Origin of the sequence: Variovorax sp. efr-133-TYG-130 (assembly GCF_030208835.1) — a bacterium.
GTDB lineage: Bacteria > Pseudomonadota > Gammaproteobacteria > Burkholderiales > Burkholderiaceae_C > Variovorax.
This window is the reverse complement of record NZ_JARVTD010000004.1, coordinates 103376-120918: the sequence shown is the minus strand read 5'-3', so window position 1 is coordinate 120918 and position 17543 is coordinate 103376. Positions and strand designations below refer to the sequence as shown.

Genomic DNA, 17543 nt, shown 5'->3' with positions numbered 1-17543 from the left:
CGGCTGCCTACGCTTGCCGCATCAATTTCCGGAGTTCCCGCGTGACCGCCCAGCCTGCTTCCTCTTCTTCCCCCGTGACCACCGACACCCTCGCCGCATTCAGCGACGCCTGGAACCGCCACGACATCGACGCGCTGATGGGCTTCATGACGCCCGACTGCATCTTCCAGACCGCCGCCGGCCCCGACGCCTGCGGCACGCGCCACACGGGCACCGAGGCGGTGCGCAAGGCCTTCGCCGCCGCCTGGGCAACCGTGCCCGACGCGCAATGGATCAACGGCCAGCACTTCGTGCACGGCGACTTCGGCACCTCGCAGTGGACCTTCACCGGCACCGCCGCCGACGGCAGCCGCATCGAGACCGACGGCATCGACGTCTTCACATTCAGGGACGGAAAGATCCACCTGAAGAACGTGTTCCGCAAGGCCCGCCCCAACCTGCCCGCTGCGAAGTGAGCCGACCTTCCTCCTCCTACTGGAGCCCTTCATGACCATGACAGGCACGGCGCAGTTCGCCACCGCCAGCGCCACCGTCGACGGCGCATCGCCCGAGCAGCAACAGCAGCCGACGCAGGCACCGTTTCGCCCCTACGACCCGCAATACGACCCGCTGCACGCCCCCGACCCCGGCGCCGGCCGCGCCTACGCGCCGACTTGGTGGGTGGCCAGCGCCGGCACGCCGCCCGAAGACGACGGCCCGCTGGTGCGCGACATCGATGTCGACGTGGCCATCATCGGCTCGGGCGCCACCGGCATGTCGACCGCGCTCTACCTGGCACAGGAGCACGGTATTCGCGCTACCGTGCTCGAAGCCAACCAGGCCGCGTGGGGCTGCTCCAGCCGCAGCGGCGGCCAGGGCCAGAACGCGAGCGGCCGCCTCAAGCGCTCGCAGTGGATCGCGCGCTGGGGCATCGACACCGCCAGGCGGCTGGACGCCGAGATCCGCGGCGGCTTCGAGAACTTCCGCCATCTCACCACGCAGATCGACTGCGACGCCTTCGACGGCGGCCATCTCTACCTGGCGCACCGGCCCGAGAAGCTGCCGATCCTGGACGCCGAGGCGCGCCTGATGCGCGAGCAGTTCGGCTACGCCGCCCGCATGATGAGCGCCGAGGAAGTGCGCCGCGACTACTGCGACGAACGCGAGACGGTCGGTGCGATGTATGAGGCCGAGGGCATCGGCATCCACCCCTTGAAGTTCACCTTCGGACTGATGCAGCGGGCTCGCGCGCTGGGCGTGACGGTGCACACCTCGAGCCCGGTGCAGGGCTGGCACACCGTCGACGGCGTGCACCACCTGCGCACGCCCGCGGGCGTGGTGCGCGCGCGCCGCGTGGCGGTGTGCACCGGCGGCTATACCGGGCAGGCGCTGAACCCGATGCTGAAGAACCGGATCATGCCGATCCTGTCGAACTCGGTGGTCACGCGCCCCCTCACCGACGCCGAACTGCAGGCCACCAACTTCAGGTCGCAGACCTTCCTGACCGACACGCGCACGCTGCGCTTCTACTACCGACTGCTCAAGGGCAACCGGTTGCAGATCGGCAGCCGCAGTTCAGTGAGCGGCGCCGACGCCGAACACCCGGTGCACCTGAAGCTGCTCACCGACGCCATCGCGCGCAAGTTCCCGCCGCTGGCGGGCATCCGCATCGACTACTCGTGGTGGGGCTGGGTCGACATGAGCCACGACATGATGCCGCGCATCACGCAGCCCGACGCCGGCAAGAAGATCTGGTACGCGGTGGGCTACGGCGGCAACGGCGTTTCCTTCTCGACCTGGGCCGGCAAGCGGCTGGCCGAGCGCGTCGCGGGCAAGGACACGGGCAAGGAAGTGTTCGAGCTGCCCATCTACCGCTCGCCGCTGCCCTTTCCCAATGTGCTGGGGCTGGTCGAGTCGCGCGCGTTCGCGCCGTTCCGGCGCATCGGGCAGCGCATGCTCTACAAGTGGTACTGGCTGCGCGACGAGAAGTAGGCGCAGGCGCGCATTCCCCGAAGTGGCGCAGGCCGATGCACCAGCCTGCCGCACAACGGGGCAAACCCGCCCCTTCTGGCCCTGCGAGTCGCGCCGCGTTGGCTCTTCGCCGTCACGCGGCGAGCGCCTATCTTCGACACCAAGGCCTTCGCTTTACCGGGGCCGAATCCGATTGCCTGTGTCGAACTCCCCTGAGGTCCTGTCATGCCGATCCCCAATCCCGAGCTTCCAGTTTTCTCGCGCCGAGCCACCCTGCTGTCCGCCAGCCTCGCGGCGGCAGGCACCCTGCTGCCGCTGTCCGTCTTCGCGGCCGACGAGCCCAGGCGCGGCGGCACGCTGGTGATCGGCAGCACGCAGACGCCCCGGCACCTGAACGGCGCGGTGCAGTCGGGCATCGCCACCGCCATGCCGTCGACGCAGATCTTTGCCAGCCCGCTGCGCTTCGACGACAAGTGGGCCCCGCAGCCCTATTTGGCCGAGTCATGGAAGCTGGCGGACGACGGCAAGTCGCTCACGCTCAAGCTGCGCAAGGACGCGCTGTTCCACGACGGCAAGCCCGTTACATCAGCCGACGTGGCCTTCTCCATCCTGGCCATCAAGGCCAACCACCCCTTCACCACCATGATGGGCCCGGTCGAGAAGGTGGACACGCCCGACCCCTACACCGCCGTCGTGCGCATGAGCGTGCCGCACCCCGCCATCGTGCTGGCGATGTCGCCCGCGCTGTGCCCGATTCTTCCGAAGCACATCTACGGCGACGGACAAGACCTGAAGAACCACCCGCGCAACACCACCGACGTGATCGGCTCCGGCCCTTTCCGCGTGGCCGAGTTCAAGCCTGCCCAGCGGGTGGTGCTGGAACGCTTCGACAAGTTCTTCATCCCCGGGCGTCCCTACCTCGACAAGGTCATCATCAACATCACGCCCGACTCGGCGAGCCTGATGCTCGGCCTGGAGCGCGGCGACATCCAGATGGTGCCCTTCGCCACGCTGCCCACCGACCTGAAGCGCCTGGCCAACGACCCGAAGATGTCGCTCACGCCCAAGGGCTACGACGGCATCGGCGCGCTCAACTGGCTGGCATTCAACACGGCGAAGAAGCCGCTGTCGGACGTGCAGGTGCGCAAGGCCATCGCCACCGCCATCGACAAGAACTTCATCACCAAGGCGCTGATGGGCGGCTTTGCCACCGTGTCCGACGGCCCGCTGGTGGCCAGCAGCCCGTTCGCCGTGCCCGACCTGGTGCGCTACCCGCTCGACCTGAAGAAGGCCGGCGAGATGCTCGACTCCGCGGGCTACAAGGCGGGCGCGGGCGGCGAGCGCTTCAAGCTCACCATCGACTACCTGCCCGGCGTGGACGACCAGCAGAAGAACGTGGCCGAATACATCCGCGGCCAGCTCAAGAAGGTGGGCATCACGGTGGAGGTGCGCGCCTCGGCCGACTTCCCGGCCTGGGCCAAGCGGCTGGCCTCGCACGACTTCGACATGTCGATGGACACGGTGTTCAACTGGGGCGACCCGATCATCGGCGTGCACCGCACCTACCTCTCGACCAACATCAAGCCCATCGTCTGGACCAACACCCAGTCGTATGCCAACCCGAAGGTCGACGAGCTGCTCAACACCGCCGGCGGCCTGATCGACCCGACGCAGCGCAAGGCCTACTACGCCACCTTCCAGAAGATCGTGACCGACGAATTGCCGATCGAATTCATCAACCAGGTGCCGTATCACACCGTCGCCAGCAGGAAGTTGGGCAACGTGCCGGTCACCATCTGGGGGCCGTTGTCGCCGCTGGACGAGGTGTACTTCAAGTAAGGCGGACGAGTCATGGGCATGCTGCCGTTTCTGCGCCATGCCGCCTCGCGACTTCTCCAGGCCCTGGGCCTGGTGATCGCGGTGGTGGTGCTCAACTTCGTGCTGGTGCACGCCGCGCCGGGCGACCCGGTGGAAACCATTGCCGGCGCCAGCGGCGGCATGTCGCCCGAGCTGATGGCGCAGCTGCGCACGCAGTACGGGCTCGACAAGTCGCTGCCGGTGCAGCTGGCCGTGTACCTGGGCAAGGTGGCGCGCGGTGACCTGGGCTACTCGTACTTCTTCAACCTGCCGGTCACGCAGATGATCGCCGAGCGCGTTCCCGCCACCCTCCTGCTGGTGCTGAGTTCGGTGCTGCTGGCGTTCTTCGCGGGCACCGCGCTCGGCGTGCTTTCGTCACGCAAGCCCAACGGGTGGCTGTCGCAGTTCATCACCGTGCTGTCGCTGGTGGGCTTTGCGGCGCCGGTGTTCTGGCTGGGGATCATGCTGGTGATCCTGCTGGCCTCGGTGTTCCCGATTCTTCCTGTGGCGGGCATGCGGTCCATCGACTCGACGGGCACCGGCGGCTTCGCGGACATGCTCGACGTGGCGCAGCACCTGGTGTTGCCCACGCTCACGCTGAGCCTGGTGTATCTCGCGCAGTACAGCCGGCTCGCGCGCTCGTCGATGCTCGACGTGCTGGGCTCGGACTTCATTCGCACCGCCCGCGCCAAGGGGCTGGCCGACCGCGTGGTGCTCTACAAGCATGCGCTGCGCAATGCGCTGCTGCCGGTGGTCACGGTGCTTGGGCTGCAGTTCGGCAACGTGCTGGCCGGAGCCATCCTGGTGGAGACGGTGTTCAACTGGCCGGGCCTCGGCCGGCTGGCCTTCGAGTCGGTGCTGCGGCGCGACTACCCGACCATCCTGGGCGTGCTGCTGTTCTCTTCCGTCGTGGTGGTGGTGATGAACCAGCTCACCGACCTGTGCTACCGCTTCATCGACCCACGGATCAAGACCTCATGAGCAAGGTCATCGCGATGCCTCCTGTTGCTTCCGCCTCCCAACCCGCCGCCAAGCCGCCGGTGCGCGTGGAACACCCCGGCATGGAGGCGATGCGCATGTTCCTGCGCAACCCCGCCGCCATTGCCGGCATGGCCATGTTGCTGATCGTGCTGGTGGTGGCCGTTGCCGGGCCGTGGCTCTACCCGGCCGACCCGTTCGAGATCAGGGCCGCGCCGCTCACACCGCCGTTCAGCGAGGACGCCTGGCTCGGCAGCGACTACCTGGGCCGCGACGTGCTCACCGCGCTGATCTACGGCGGGCGCGCCACGCTGCTGGTGGGCGCGGTGGCCGCGCTGCTGTCGGTGCTGATCGGCATCACGCTCGGCGCCTTTGCCGGCTACTACGGCGGCAAGATCGATGCCGCGCTGATGAAGCTCACCGAGTTCTTCCAGGTGCTGCCCGCGCTGCTGTTCGCGATGGTGGTGGTCACGCTGTTCTCGCCCACGCTGGTGACGGTGACGCTGGCCATAGGCATCGTGAGCTGGACCGGCACGGCGCGGCTCACACGCGCCGAGTTCATGAAGTACCGCGGACTGGAGTTCGTGCGGGCCGAACGGGCCATCGGAGCCGGCGACGCGCGCATCATCTGGAAGGTGATTCTTCCCAACGCGCTGCCGCCGCTGGTGGTGTCGGCCACGCTGGCGATCGGCGCCGCCATCCTGTTCGAGGCGGGTCTTTCCTTCCTCGGATTGGGCGACCCCAACCAGATGAGCTGGGGGCTGATGATCGGCTCCAGCCGGCAATACGTCCTGTCCTGCTGGTGGGCCGTGGCCTTCCCCGGCGCGGCGATCTTCATCACCGTGCTGGCCGTGAGCCTCATTGGCGACGGCCTGAACGACGCCCTCAACCCCAAGCTGAGGGAACGCTGATGGCCACGCAAGACGACGCATTGCTGCGCGTGCAGGACCTGCACGTCGAATTCAAGACGCGGCGCGGCCAGGCGCTGGTGCTCAACGGGGTCGACTTCGAGATCCGCGCCGGCGAAACGCTGTGCGTGGTCGGCGAGTCGGGCTGCGGCAAGAGCATGACGGCGCTGGCACTGCTGCGGCTCATTCCTTCGCCGCCCGGGCGCATCCGCAGCGGGCAGGTGCTGTTCCAGGGCGAAGACCTGGTGCAGGCCAGCGATGCCCGCATGCGCGAAGTGCGGGGCAACCGCATCTCGATGATCTTCCAGGAGCCTATGACCTCGCTGAACCCGGTGTTCAGCGTGGGCGACCAGATCGGCGAGTCGCTGCGGCTGCACGCGGGCATGAACGCGCACGCGGCGCGCGAGCGTGCCATCGAGATGCTGCGGCAGGTGGGCATTCCGGCGCCGGAGCGGCGCGTGGACGAGTACCCGCACCAGCTCTCCGGCGGCATGCGCCAGCGCGTGATGATCGCGATGGCGCTGGCCTGCCGGCCCGACATCCTCATTGCCGACGAGCCGACGACAGCGCTCGACGTGACGGTGCAGGCGCAGATCTTCGACCTGCTGCGCGAGCTGCAGCGCGACAAGGGCACGGCCATCATGCTCATCACCCACGACATGGGCGCGGTGGCCGAGATGGCCGACCGCGTGATGGTGATGTACGCCGGCCGCGTCATCGAACAGGGTACGACCGAACAGGTGCTGTCGGAACCCGGCCACCCTTACACGCGCGGGCTGATCGACTGCCTGCCGGAGCTGGGCAGCAGCGCGGCATACGGCGACGGCGCACGCGAGGACCTGGCCGAGATCGCGGGCGTGGTGCCGTCGATCTGGGAGCTGGGCACGGGCTGCGCCTTCCGCGAACGCTGCCCGCGCGCGCTGGCGCGCTGCGCGACGGAAGTGCCGCCCATGTTCGTGGTGCACGGCGACATCGCGCCCGGCATCCCGCACGGCGCGGCCTGCTGGCTGCATGCGCAGACCCTCGACCAGCGCCAACGGGAGGCCGCATGACATTCATCGGCAAGACCGACACACTGCTTTCGGTCGATGACCTGAAGGTGCACTTTCCGCGCGGCAAGGCCGGCTGGGGCCGCGCGCCCGAAGTGGTGAAGGCGGTGGACGGCGTGTCCTTCGAGATCCGGCGCGGCACCACGCTCGCGGTGGTGGGCGAATCGGGTTCGGGCAAGACCACGACCGCGCTCGCGGTGATGCGGCTGTCGCCCGTCACTTCGGGGCGCATGCAGCTCGGCGACACCGACCTGGCCGCACTGCGCGGCGAGGCGCTGCGGCAGGCGCGCACGCGCATGCAGATCATCTTCCAGGACCCGTTTTCCTCGCTGAACCCGCGCGAGCGCGCGGGCGCCGCGGTGCGCGCGCCGCTGGACCTGATGCGGGTCGGCACGCCTGAAGAGCGCACGCGCCGCGTGGCGGAGCTGTTCGAGGCGGTCGGCCTGCGGCCCGAGCAGCAGCACCTGTTTCCGCACCAGTTCTCGGGCGGGCAGCGCCAGCGCATCAACATCGCGCGGGCGCTGGCCACCAACCCGGAACTGGTGGTGTGCGACGAGCCGGTGTCGGCGCTGGACATCGCGATCCGCGCGCAGATACTGAACCTGCTGTCGCGGCTGCAGCGCGAGCTGGGGCTGACCTACCTCTTCATCTCGCACGACATGGCGGTGGTGGAGCACATCTGCGACGACATCGCCGTGATGTACCTCGGTCAGATCGTCGAGCGCGCGCCGCGGCGCAGCTTCTTCGCGCTGCCGTTGCATCCGTACAGCGTGGCGCTGATGTCGGCGGTGCCCACGGTGAGCGGCGGGCGCCGGCGCGCGGCCCACCGCATCAAGCTGAGCGGCGATCCGCCGAGCCCCATCAACCCGCCCGCCGGCTGCCGCTTCGCCGGGCGCTGCCCGGTGGCGGAGCCGGCCTGCGCGGCCGAGCTGCCGCCCTTGCGCGAAGTCGCGCCCGATCACTGGGTACGCTGCCGGCGTGTCGACGTCGTCGACGGCCTGCCGCACCCTCCTCTTTCGATTCCAGAGTCGCCATGAGCCAAGCAACAAAAACCACCGTCTACCCCGCCCGCAAGATCATCACCATGAACCCGATGCAGCCGCATGCCACCCACGTGGCGGTGCGCGACGGCCGCGTGCTGGCCGTCGGCTCGCTGGCGGACATGCAGGCATGGGGCGCCTTCGCGCTGGACGAGCGCTTCGCGGCCAAGGTTCTGATGCCCGGCCTCGTCGAAGGCCACTGCCACCTCAAGGAAGGCAGCATGTGGGACTGGACGTACCTGGGCTGGTTCGACCGCCGGGACCCCGAAGGCAAGGTCTGGAGCGGCCTGCGCTCGATGGACGAGGTGGTCTCGCGCCTGGCGGAAGTCGCCGCAAAGATGACGGCGGACGGCGTGCCCGACACCGAGCCGCTGGTTGCCTGGGGCTTCGACCCCATCTACTTCGGCGGAGAACGCATGACGGTGCATCACGTCGACCGCGCGAGCGCCACGCGGCCCATCGTCATCGGCCATGCCAACGGGCACCTGATGAACGTCAACAGTGCCATGCTGCGCATCGCCGAGATCACGCGCGACAACGAGGTCGAGGGCGTGGTCAAGTTCGCCGAAGGCGCGGACGAAGGCGAACCCACGGGCGAGCTGCAGGAGCCGGCCGCCATGTTCCTGGTGCTGCGCAAGATCGGCAACGCCGGCCTGCTCGCGCCGATGACCGAGGCCGGCGTGCGCTCGTTCGCCAGGCTGGCCTGCCTGCAGGGCGTGACCACCGCGACCGACCTGGTCAACAAGCTCGCCGCGGACGACTGCGGCGTGCTCGAGAAAGTGACGCGCGACGAGGACTTCGCGGTGCGCATCCTGCCCGCATTCCAGGCCTTCCATGGCACGCACGGTGCCGCACAGGGCGCGGAGCATGTGAAGTCGCTGGTGCCGCGCAACACCGACCGCCTGCGCTACGGACTGGTGAAGATGATGCTGGACGGCTCGATCCAGGGCTTCTCCGCACGGCTGCGCTGGCCGGGGCATTTCAACGGCGCGCCCAACGGCATCTGGGTGACGGCGCCCGCGCAGTACGAGGCCGACTTCGAGACCTACCACCGCGCCGGCCTCACCATCCACACGCACACCAACGGCGACGAGGCCAGCGAAGTGGCCATCGACGCCATCGGCCGCGTGCTCACGCGCGCGCCGCGTCCCGACCACCGCCACACGCTGCAGCACGGCCAGATGATCGATGCGCCGCTGTTCCGCCGCATGGCGTCGCTGGGCCTGTGCGCCAACCTGTTCGCCAACCACATCTGGTACTGGGGCGACCAGCACTATGAAATGACCATGGGCCCCGACCGCGCCAACCGCCTCGATGCCTGCGGCAGCGCGCTCGCGGCGGGCGTGCCGCTGGCCATCCACTCCGACGCACCGGTCACGCCGCTGGGCCCGCTGTTCACCGCGTGGTGCGCCGTGAACCGCATCACGCCCAAGGGCCGCCTGCTGGGCGAGGCCGAGCGCATCACCGTGCCGCAGGCGCTGCGCGCCATCACGCTCGGCGCGGCCTGGACGCTCAAGCTCGACGGCGAGATCGGCAGCATCGAATGCGGCAAGCGCGCCGACTTCTGCGTGCTGGAAGACGACCCGCTGGAGATGGACCCGATGGCGCTGAAGGACGCGCGCGTCTGGGGCACCGTGCTGTCGGGCCGCGTGTTCCAGGCGCAGCGGGGCTGAAGACCGCGTGACCGCATCGACAGACCCGAAACGGAAGCGCCTGCCGCTCACGGTCATTGGCGGCTTCCTGGGCGCGGGCAAGACCACGCTGCTCAACCGCTGGCTGCGCGAGGCGAATGGGCTGCGCCTGGCGGTGCTGGTGAACGACTTCGGCGCGCTCAACATCGACGCCGATCTCATCGCCGCCACGCACGGCGACACCACCGCGCTGACCAACGGCTGCGTGTGCTGCCAGATCGGCGACGACCTGGGGCGGGCGTTGGTGGAAGTGATCGAGGCCCGGACGCCGTTCGACGCGGTGGTGATCGAGGCCAGCGGCGTGTCGGACCCGTGGCGCATCGCGCAGATCGGCATGGCGGCGCCGGAGCTGAGCCTGGAAAGCGTCATCGTGCTGGTCGATGCGAGCGCGGCGGCACAGCAGTCTCGCGACCCGCTGCTGGCGGACACGCTGGCACGGCAGGTGAAGTCGGCCGACCTGGTGGTGGTGAACAAGGCGGACATCGCATCCGCCGATGCGCTGGCGGGCGCCGATGCCTGGGTCGCGGCGACCGCGCCAGGCACGCCGTGCATCCAGACCGTGGAGTCGGCCGTGCCGCTGGTTCTGCTGTCGGGATTGCCGCATGCGGCGCACACGCTGCCCCATGCCTGCGGGCCTGGCTGCCACAACCATCATCACGCGCACGACGCACCCGATCACGGCGGGTTGTTCCAGACGTGGAATGCACAGCCCGAAGCGGTGATTCCCGTCGCCAGGCTGCGTGCCTGGCTGCGCGACATGCCGCCCGGCGTGCTGCGCCTGAAGGGCGTGCTGCGCACCGGCCAAGGGGACGCGGGCGATGAATGGTCGGAGGTGCAGTTCGCCGGCCGCCACGGCACGCTGCGCAAGACCGCGCCACCGGCCGGCGAAGCGCGCGCGGGAGTCGTCGCTATCGGCCTGCGCGGCCAGTTGCCTGAAGAATTGCTCAAGGCTTTTTTCCTGCCCTGAGCCCAGTCATGTTTCAATCGCGGGCTTGTCCGTTTTCCACCAAGGCAAGGCAGCCGCAGCCTCATGACAAGCTCTTCTTCTCTCCTATCCGTCCTCCCGTGGCGGAAGATCATTCGGCGTGGAAGCCACTGTGGGACGGCTACAACGCCTTCTACGGACGCGAGGGCCCCACGGCCCTGGCCGACGAGATCACGCAGGTGACGTGGCAGCGCTTCTTCGACGCCTACGAGCCGGTGCATGCGCTGGTCGCGGAGCGTGACGGCCAGCTCGTCGGCCTCACGCACTACCTGTTTCACCGCAGCACCACCCGCATCGAGCCGACCTGCTACCTGCAGGACCTGTTCACGCTGCCATCGGAGCGCGGCCGCGGCGTCGGGCGCCAGCTGATTCAAGGCGTGTATGAACGTGTGAAGCAGGCAGGCGGCCACCGGGTGTACTGGCAGACCCATGTGACGAACGCCGCAGGCCGCACGCTGTACGACAAGGTCGCGTCGCACGACGGGTTCATCGTCTACGGCACGCTTGTCTGAGGCTGCTGCCGGTCAGTACTTGATGGTCACGCCGGCCTTCACGCCGTTGTTGGCCTTGCCGTCCGACGACACACCGCCGGTGAGCGACACATTGCCGCCGGTGCTCGCGCCGAGCGAATAGGTCGGCCGGGGGGTGGAGGTGTCGGTGCCGATGTAGGCGCCGCTGCCGTCGCGCCGCTCGACGCCCACGGTCGCACCGGTGGTGTAGGCCGAGGTTTCGGTGAGGTTGACGTTGGGCGCCACATACACGGTGCCCTTGTCGTCGTTGTCCACGGGCAGCTTCACGGGTTCGGCGGCAGCCAGGCCAGCCGCAAAGCAAACGGCCACGGCGAGGCCTGCAAGGATCGGTTTGCTCTTCATGCGCGCATGCTGGCCCATGCCTCGCGGCCAGTCTGTAGGACGAGAGGAAAGGCGCCGGCCGGAAAGGCCGGGGCTGCAGTCTCTCCTGGCGAATCCAGCAGGCGAACATACGCCGAAGCGCGTCCCTGCTGCAGGGCCAGCGGCAGCGATGCCCCCGAAATCCATAGCGCGAATGCAAACACTGCAATACTTGACCCGCACACACTGTCGACGACCTGAACCTGTCCGCTTCTTCGTGACGTCAATGCCTTGAGCTAAAGAAAGCCCCATGACGACCACCCCCGCCCACAACCTCGACGCTCCCGCGCTCGCGCTCATCGACACCTGCGCACGGGCGTCCCTCGAACTGCTGCAGGACAACCTCACGCCGCACGGCATCCTGGCCGCCAGCCGCACCGAGGCCGCCGTGGCGCGGCGCTACACGCGCATCTTTGGCCGCGACGCCGCCATCTGCGTCATGGCCATGTGCGGCACCGGCGTACCGGCGCTGGAACAAGGCGCCGTGGCCAGCCTCGACGCGCTCGCTTCGCAACAGGCCCCGAACGGGCAGATTCCCAAGTACGTCGACCCCGAGGGCCAGGACGCCGACTTCTGGTACCTGGGCTGCATCGACGCCACCCTGTGGTGGCTCATTGCAGTGGACCACGTGCGCAGGCATGGCAACGTGGAAGCCACGCATTGGCAGGCCGAGGTGGAACGCGCGATCCACTGGCTGCTCGCGCAGGAGCACCAGCACTTCCGCCTGCTGCAGCAGAACGAGGCCAGCGACTGGGCCGACATCATGCCGCGCTCCGGCTATGTGCTCTACACCAACGCGCTGTGGTTCGACGTCAAGCGCCGTTTCGCGCTGCAGCATGCGGAAGAAACCCGGCACCACTTCAACCACCTGTTCAATCCGTTCCAGCGAGACCTGCCCGAGTACCACCGCGCGCGGTTGCTGCGCCACTACGCGCGGCGTGGCCGGCGCGATCCGGGCCTGTACCTGAGCTTCGTCAATCTCGCGGTCGTCGGAGACGAAGGCGACGTGTTCGGCAACGTGCTGACCATTCAGAGCGGCCTGGCCGACGCCGCGATGGCGCAGCGCATCGTGCAGACCATCGAGGCGGCGAACGCATCGCAGCCTTACCCGGTGCGCGTGGTGCTGCATCCGCTGTCTCAGCAGCATGAGCTGTGGCGGGCATACATGGGCCGGCACCAGCAGAACATCGTGCACCAGTACCACAACGGAGGCATCTGGCCGTTCGTCGGCGGCTTCTGGGTGATGGCGCTGGCGCGGCTTGGGCTGCATGAGCAGGCATGGACCGAACTCGCGCGGCTGGCACAGGCCAACGCGCAGGACGACTGGCGATTCACCGAGTGGTTTCACGGGCGCACGCTGGCGCCGATGGGAATGGCGGGGCAGAGCTGGAATGCGGCCGCGTTCCTGCTGGCGCGGCGGGAACTGCTGGGGGATGGGGTGGCCTGGTGAGCGGGCGCCGCTGACCTTCGAAAGGCTCCAATTCTTCTGCGAGGAAATCTCCCGGCCAGACCGTCATGCCATCAGCGGCGCAGCTTTCCACCACGTATCTATAGGGCAGGTCCGGCGCTGCAAGGACGTCGAGCAATGTCCCGACATCACCTATCGCAGGCGGGCGTTTGTTCACGCACCAGCCGTCGTAGTCATTGCCCGTTGCCACAAGACATTTGACGCGCACCACGGCATAAGGCGTCAGTTGATTCATGGGCTGTCACAGCTCAACGCAGGGCAGGCGGCACAAAAATGCAGGTTGATTGCCGTGGCTCGCGGCAACCGCGGATAGCGGCAATCAGCGCTTGCCCGCCATTTGCATTCTGTTCATGCAGCGCAGCCTTGCGAAGTTGGCGCAGCCCCAGAACGGGACTCCCCCGTCTTTGGGCTGACGTTCCACCATCTTCACTCCGCACTTGACGCAGGTTGGTCGCCAGAACTCGCCATCGTAGGCAACCTTCAGAAGTGAAGCTTGTTGATCGGCTGTGCGTCGCGAAATCAGTTGCAGCAACCCCGCGCGGTCTTGTGCATTTATGCCATTGCTCCTAGCGAATTCCAGTGCGTCGGAGGTAAATGTCGAGCTGGTAGCGAATGTGCCGTATTGCAGATCGTGTGCCTTGAGAACTCCGAAAAATTCACGCATCTGTTGCACACCTACGGGCTTGCTTCTCCAGTGCTTGCATTGCACGATCATCGGTTTCGGGCTATTGGCCGAATAAAGCCAGATGTCGATTCCGCCGTCGGCCCCGTGTGACTGGCTTTCGGTACGAACGCCTGCTTGCGCGAATAGAGCTTCACATAAAGCCTCGAAGCGACGCCACTCGATGTCGTCGAATACTCCGGGCGACCACTTTGCCTGGGGCTCTGGCTTTGCTCCGCCTCTGCCAAGTACTTCAGTTATCGCCCGCTTCTCCTCTTCCGAATCAGCCTTGCTCCTACGCCAGAATCCAGTCATGTCGTGCCTCCTGGGAGACAAATGTAACTCTATGCCTCAGATCTTCAGAGGCTCGGCTCAAGCCGGCTCCAACAGCGCCTTGTGCGCCGAGATGCCCGCATCCACCTCGTTCTTGAAGAAGGCATAGCAGTACCAGCGGTAGGAGTCGGTGTTGTAGATGGTGGCGTTCTTGTGCGCGTCCGCCAGACGTTTCACCTGCTTCGAGCCGATGAAGTGGCCCTTCCCCGAGGCGGCCATCGCGCCGTGAGGGGTGTTGCCGGTGCACTGCGGGATGTTGGCGTCCGACCGCGGCGCATAGTGGGTGGCGTCGAGCAGTTGGCGATGCTGCTGGCATTCGCCGCAGACATCGGCGAGCCCGAGGTTGTGGCCCACCTCGTGGATCAGCACGCCGGCATGGAAGTGCCCGACCGCTCCGCGCGGAAATGCCGGGCCGATCGCCATGAGATAGCCGCCCCGGCCGCCCTTCAGGGCCGCGGCATCGCCCGCTTCGTTGCTCTTGTACAGAATCCAGCGCGGATCGCGCAGGTCGTCCATCATCTGGTCGATCTTGGCGCGCACATAGCTCGCGCGCGACGCGAACCCGGATTCGGCGTTGGCGTTGCCGGCGGCCGCCCCCGCCTTGCGGGTGGCGCTGCTGCCATGCCATGCACGCGAGCCGAAGATGCTTTCGAAGTGCGTCTTGCCTGGCCATGTGTGAAGGCCGACGTTGCGCTTCGCTTCCTCGAGCATCCGCAGCGCGATGTCGAGCCCGGCGCCCAGTCCGTTGACGCGCTCCTGGTCGAATCCGATGAAGCGCACATGGCGGTGATTGCCGGCGGCGGGGGTCAGCACCACTTTGTCGACCATCGCCTGGCATTCCTGGGCCGTCATGTCCAGGCCCAGGGCCTTGATGCCGCCGCCCTCGGCAAACTGGATCGCATGGCGGACCTTGCCCAGGACGAGGTCGACGGGAAACTTCTCACGGATGTATTCGGACAACTTCGGCATGCGCGCCACCTTGAAACTGGAGGCGGCGAGTTTGCGTCGAATGAATACTTTTCGCCTCCCATGAATTGGTCACGCGGCGGCGGCTTCTGCCCGTGCCAATGTCTCGCTCTCCCATACCACCACCCGATTGCGGCTTGCCACTTGGCCTGGTAGGGCGCCTGATCTGCACGCATTCCATCGGTGTCTGGTAGCAGCACCGCGAATTCCTCGCCGCCCAATCGGGCGAACACGTCCGCCGATCGCAGCCTCGCCTGCACTCGCTTTGCAAAAGCCTGCAGCACCAGGTCGCCGCCATGATGGCCATGCAAATCATCGACCCGCTTGAATGATCCAGGTCCGGCAGCAGCAGTGCCGCGATGGCGCTCAGACCGGCACCGACGACAAGTGGAATGTTCCACTCGCTCACGAAGGCTCTGATCAAGGAAGATGCTTGCGGTCGCGCACGGTCTCGCGCGTCGGGCCGAAAGCGCCGAAGCGCACGGGCAAGCCGCTCAGCGCCTCGGCATGCGCGACCCATGCGTGCGCCGTGGCGATGGGGTGCGCTTCGTAGATGGGTTCGGCGCCCTGCAGCAACCGCGTCAGGGCGTGCTGGTGCGCAAGGTCCCGCACACCGCCGGCCGGCAGCGCGGTGAGGCGGCCTGCGTCCTCCGTGCGGTAGCCGGCGCACCAGCGCAGTCCGGCACCATCGACGGCGTCGAGGTGGCTCACCACCAGTCCGTCGAGCGCGCCGACCGCGTCGAGTGCGTAGCGCAGCAGCACCGCATCGGGATGGCCCCTGCGGAACACGCCCTGCCAGCCTTCATCCGCGTTGTGCGGCTCGCGCAGGCGCGCGTCGAGCGCGCGGTCGTGCGTCGGCAGCGGGCCCGGGCCGTGCCGCGTGAGATAGCTGCGCAGCACGCCCAGGTGCTGCACCGGTGCGTCGATGCCCGCGTCGCGCAGCACGGCCTCGACCGCCGCCGCAGAGATCGTGCTCCACGTGGTGTGCGGATGGAAACCGCGCCACTCGTCGAGCAGCACGCCCTGCGCGCCTTCGAAGATCACGGTTCCGGCCCGCGCGAGGCGCTCGGCGATGCGGTCCGCGCTGGCGGGGGGCGATTGCGCCAGGCATGGCGCAACGGCATCGAGCCAGCGCCGTGCCAGCGATTCGTCCTGCAGCACAGACAGTTCCTGCGCGGCGCCGGCATGCGAGAAGGCCGTGTGCGCGAATTCGCGAAGCAGCGCGGTGCGCGAGGCCTGCAGCTTTTCGAGCGCGCGGGCCGGGAACGGCAGGTCGCCGTAGCGCAAGGCCTCGTCCGGCGCGGCCAGCGCATGCCGAACGGTTTCACCGACTCCCACGCCGCAACTGCCGTGCGCGTCAGACCCGCGCGCCCATTCACGCAACCGCCCGGCCGCCTGGTGGAACGGCGTCGTCACGCGGCAACGCGCATCGACCAGCAGGCGCGAGAAGGCGTCGTTCACGCCCGCGCGCCGCAGCGCCTCTTCCTCGACACGCAGCGCGGTCGGGTGCACGACCACCGGGCTCGCCAGCACCGTGCCGACTCCCGCATGAAAGCTGCCGGCGCCGAACTGGGAGAAGGTGTGGTGGCGTCCGTCGGCCAGCACCACGTTGTGGCCCGCCTGCGCGCCGCCGTTGAACCGCACGACCGTGTGCGCCCCCAGAGCGCCGCTCAGATGATCGGTGAACAGCCCCTTGCCGCAGTCTCCGAAGCCGAGGCCGAGCAGCGAGACGTAGCGCGTGGCCATGAAGGCTGCGGCGCTCACCCTGCGATCAGCCGAAGAGCCGCTTCCACCACGACGAGCGCGGGCCGGCCGCGGCGGTGGCCACGGCCGGTGGCGCGCGGCGCGATGCCGCCGGATCGAGCAGCGCGGCGTAGCCGTCGAGTGCGTGCAGCACGCCGCCCACGCGTTCCTTGGCCATGCCGGTGCCGCTCATGACGCCGGCCAGTGCCTCGAGGCTGGGGACGGCCTTCTCGGTGAGCGCGACGATGCCGGCGGCCACGGCGCAGGCGTCGTCGGGCGAATCCATGCAGATGACGTGATCGCCCAGCAGTTCGCGCCAGCGGCCTTCGCAGCGGCGGCGGCGCTGCGCGTCGGGGATCAGAAAGAACAGGTTGGTGGTCTCGGCCGCTGCGGCAATGACCTCCTCGATGGGGATGTCCTCGTCGAGCTTCTCGCCGATCAGCCCTTCCACCTGATGGCGCGACACGGCGGGGTACGGCAGCTCGTCGCCGGTGACGAACAGATAGCCGCGCTTCTTGCGCTTGACCCAGCAGTCCATGTCGGTGTGCTGGGCCATGACATAGAAGGCCAGCTCGTAGCTTTCCTCGCCGGAGCCGCCCCCGCCGCCTTCGAGGTAGCTCCAGGTGAGCCACTGGTCCATGAGGTTGGCGGTCGATTCGAACTGCCCCACCTGCAGCGGCGCATGGTCCGAGGTGGCGTCGCCGATGGCCATGAACATGAGCTGGGGGTCGGCCACGCCGCAGTCGGTGAGCAGCTTCATGAAGGTGGGCAGCTCCTTGCGCGCCAGGGTCTGCGGGATGTCGCCCATGGAACCGGTGACGTCGAGCGCGAAGACGATGCCCAGCGAGTTGGGGTGGTCGGCGTTGTCGCGCGACTCGCGCACCTTGAGCCCCTGCGGGTTCATCAGCGGATGGGTGGAGCGCTGGGTGAAGACCTCGGCGCCGGGCTTGGCGGCGCGGTCGGCGATGAGTGCCGTGTGGGCGGCATGCGAGTAGTTTCCGTAGCCCATGTAGTGACTCCTTGA

General features: G+C 67.9%; 16 protein-coding genes. 11 read left to right on the top strand and 5 right to left on the bottom strand.

Annotated elements, in window-relative coordinates:
* Window positions 1-41 precede the first annotated feature (41 nt).
* The 10 genes from QRN67_RS07010 (at window position 42) to QRN67_RS06965 (ending at window position 10970) form a co-directional block, all read left to right on the top strand.
* On the top strand, window positions 42-455 hold the full coding sequence (locus QRN67_RS07010; protein WP_285411225.1) for a nuclear transport factor 2 family protein: 414 nt from the start codon (window positions 42-44) through the stop codon (window positions 453-455).
* A 31-nt stretch (window positions 456-486) separates the two neighbouring features.
* On the top strand, window positions 487-1971 hold the full coding sequence (locus QRN67_RS07005) for an NAD(P)/FAD-dependent oxidoreductase (protein WP_285411224.1): 1485 nt from the start codon (window positions 487-489) through the stop codon (window positions 1969-1971).
* Between the two features lie 204 nt (window positions 1972-2175).
* The gene (locus tag QRN67_RS07000) at window positions 2176-3789 is read left to right on the top strand and encodes an ABC transporter substrate-binding protein (RefSeq protein WP_285411223.1); all 1614 of its coding nucleotides are present in this window, start codon (window positions 2176-2178) and stop codon (window positions 3787-3789) included.
* 12 nt (window positions 3790-3801) lie between these two features.
* A complete protein-coding gene (locus QRN67_RS06995; RefSeq protein WP_253819827.1) occupies window positions 3802-4788 on the top strand; it encodes an ABC transporter permease in 987 nt (328 codons plus the stop codon).
* Window positions 4789-4802: 14 nt separating this feature from the next.
* Window positions 4803-5696 carry an ABC transporter permease gene (locus tag QRN67_RS06990; protein ID WP_285411409.1) on the top strand — a complete coding sequence of 298 codons (894 nt, stop codon included), beginning with the start codon at window positions 4803-4805 and terminating at the stop codon, window positions 5694-5696.
* Window positions 5696-6745: an ABC transporter ATP-binding protein gene (locus QRN67_RS06985; RefSeq protein ID WP_285411222.1), complete on the top strand. Its 1050-nt coding sequence runs from the start codon at window positions 5696-5698 to the stop codon at window positions 6743-6745. The genes QRN67_RS06990 and QRN67_RS06985 overlap by 1 nt, the downstream gene beginning before the upstream one ends.
* Window positions 6742-7779: an ABC transporter ATP-binding protein gene (locus QRN67_RS06980; RefSeq protein WP_285411221.1), complete on the top strand. Its 1038-nt coding sequence runs from the start codon at window positions 6742-6744 to the stop codon at window positions 7777-7779. Before QRN67_RS06985 ends, QRN67_RS06980 begins: the two co-directional genes overlap by 4 nt.
* Window positions 7776-9455 carry an amidohydrolase gene (locus QRN67_RS06975; RefSeq protein ID WP_285411220.1) on the top strand — a complete coding sequence of 560 codons (1680 nt, stop codon included), beginning with the start codon at window positions 7776-7778 and terminating at the stop codon, window positions 9453-9455. The genes QRN67_RS06980 and QRN67_RS06975 overlap by 4 nt, the downstream gene beginning before the upstream one ends.
* Window positions 9456-9462: 7 nt before the next feature.
* Window positions 9463-10440 carry a CobW family GTP-binding protein gene (locus QRN67_RS06970; RefSeq protein WP_285411219.1) on the top strand — a complete coding sequence of 326 codons (978 nt, stop codon included), beginning with the start codon at window positions 9463-9465 and terminating at the stop codon, window positions 10438-10440.
* A 98-nt stretch (window positions 10441-10538) separates the two neighbouring features.
* Complete coding sequence (locus QRN67_RS06965) at window positions 10539-10970, top strand: GNAT family N-acetyltransferase (protein WP_285411218.1); 432 nt, start codon at window positions 10539-10541, stop codon at window positions 10968-10970.
* Between the two features lie 12 nt (window positions 10971-10982).
* Here the strand turns inward: QRN67_RS06965 and QRN67_RS06960 are convergent, their stop codons facing one another.
* Window positions 10983-11330: a hypothetical protein gene (locus QRN67_RS06960; protein WP_285411217.1), complete on the bottom strand. Its 348-nt coding sequence runs from the start codon at window positions 11328-11330 to the stop codon at window positions 10983-10985.
* A 268-nt stretch (window positions 11331-11598) separates the two neighbouring features.
* On the opposite strand from QRN67_RS06960, the gene QRN67_RS06955 reads away from it, so the two are divergent.
* Window positions 11599-12798: an amylo-alpha-1,6-glucosidase gene (locus QRN67_RS06955; protein WP_285411216.1), complete on the top strand. Its 1200-nt coding sequence runs from the start codon at window positions 11599-11601 to the stop codon at window positions 12796-12798.
* Window positions 12799-13135: 337 nt separating this feature from the next.
* Here QRN67_RS06955 and QRN67_RS06950 read toward each other — a convergent pair whose 3' ends face one another.
* The 4 genes from QRN67_RS06950 to QRN67_RS06935 form a co-directional block, all read right to left on the bottom strand.
* On the bottom strand, window positions 13136-13792 hold the full coding sequence (locus QRN67_RS06950; protein ID WP_285411215.1) for a restriction endonuclease: 657 nt from the start codon (window positions 13790-13792) through the stop codon (window positions 13136-13138).
* A gap of 866 nt (window positions 13793-14658) precedes the next feature.
* A complete protein-coding gene (locus QRN67_RS06945) occupies window positions 14659-15060 on the bottom strand; it encodes a GGDEF domain-containing protein (RefSeq protein WP_503010880.1) in 402 nt (133 codons plus the stop codon).
* A gap of 136 nt (window positions 15061-15196) precedes the next feature.
* Window positions 15197-16540, bottom strand: a complete 1344-nt coding sequence (locus QRN67_RS06940; RefSeq protein WP_253819826.1) for an adenylosuccinate synthetase — start codon at window positions 16538-16540, stop codon at window positions 15197-15199.
* 7 nt (window positions 16541-16547) lie between these two features.
* Window positions 16548-17528: a hypothetical protein gene (locus QRN67_RS06935; protein WP_081267564.1), complete on the bottom strand. Its 981-nt coding sequence runs from the start codon at window positions 17526-17528 to the stop codon at window positions 16548-16550.
* Window positions 17529-17543: the final 15 nt, after the last annotated feature.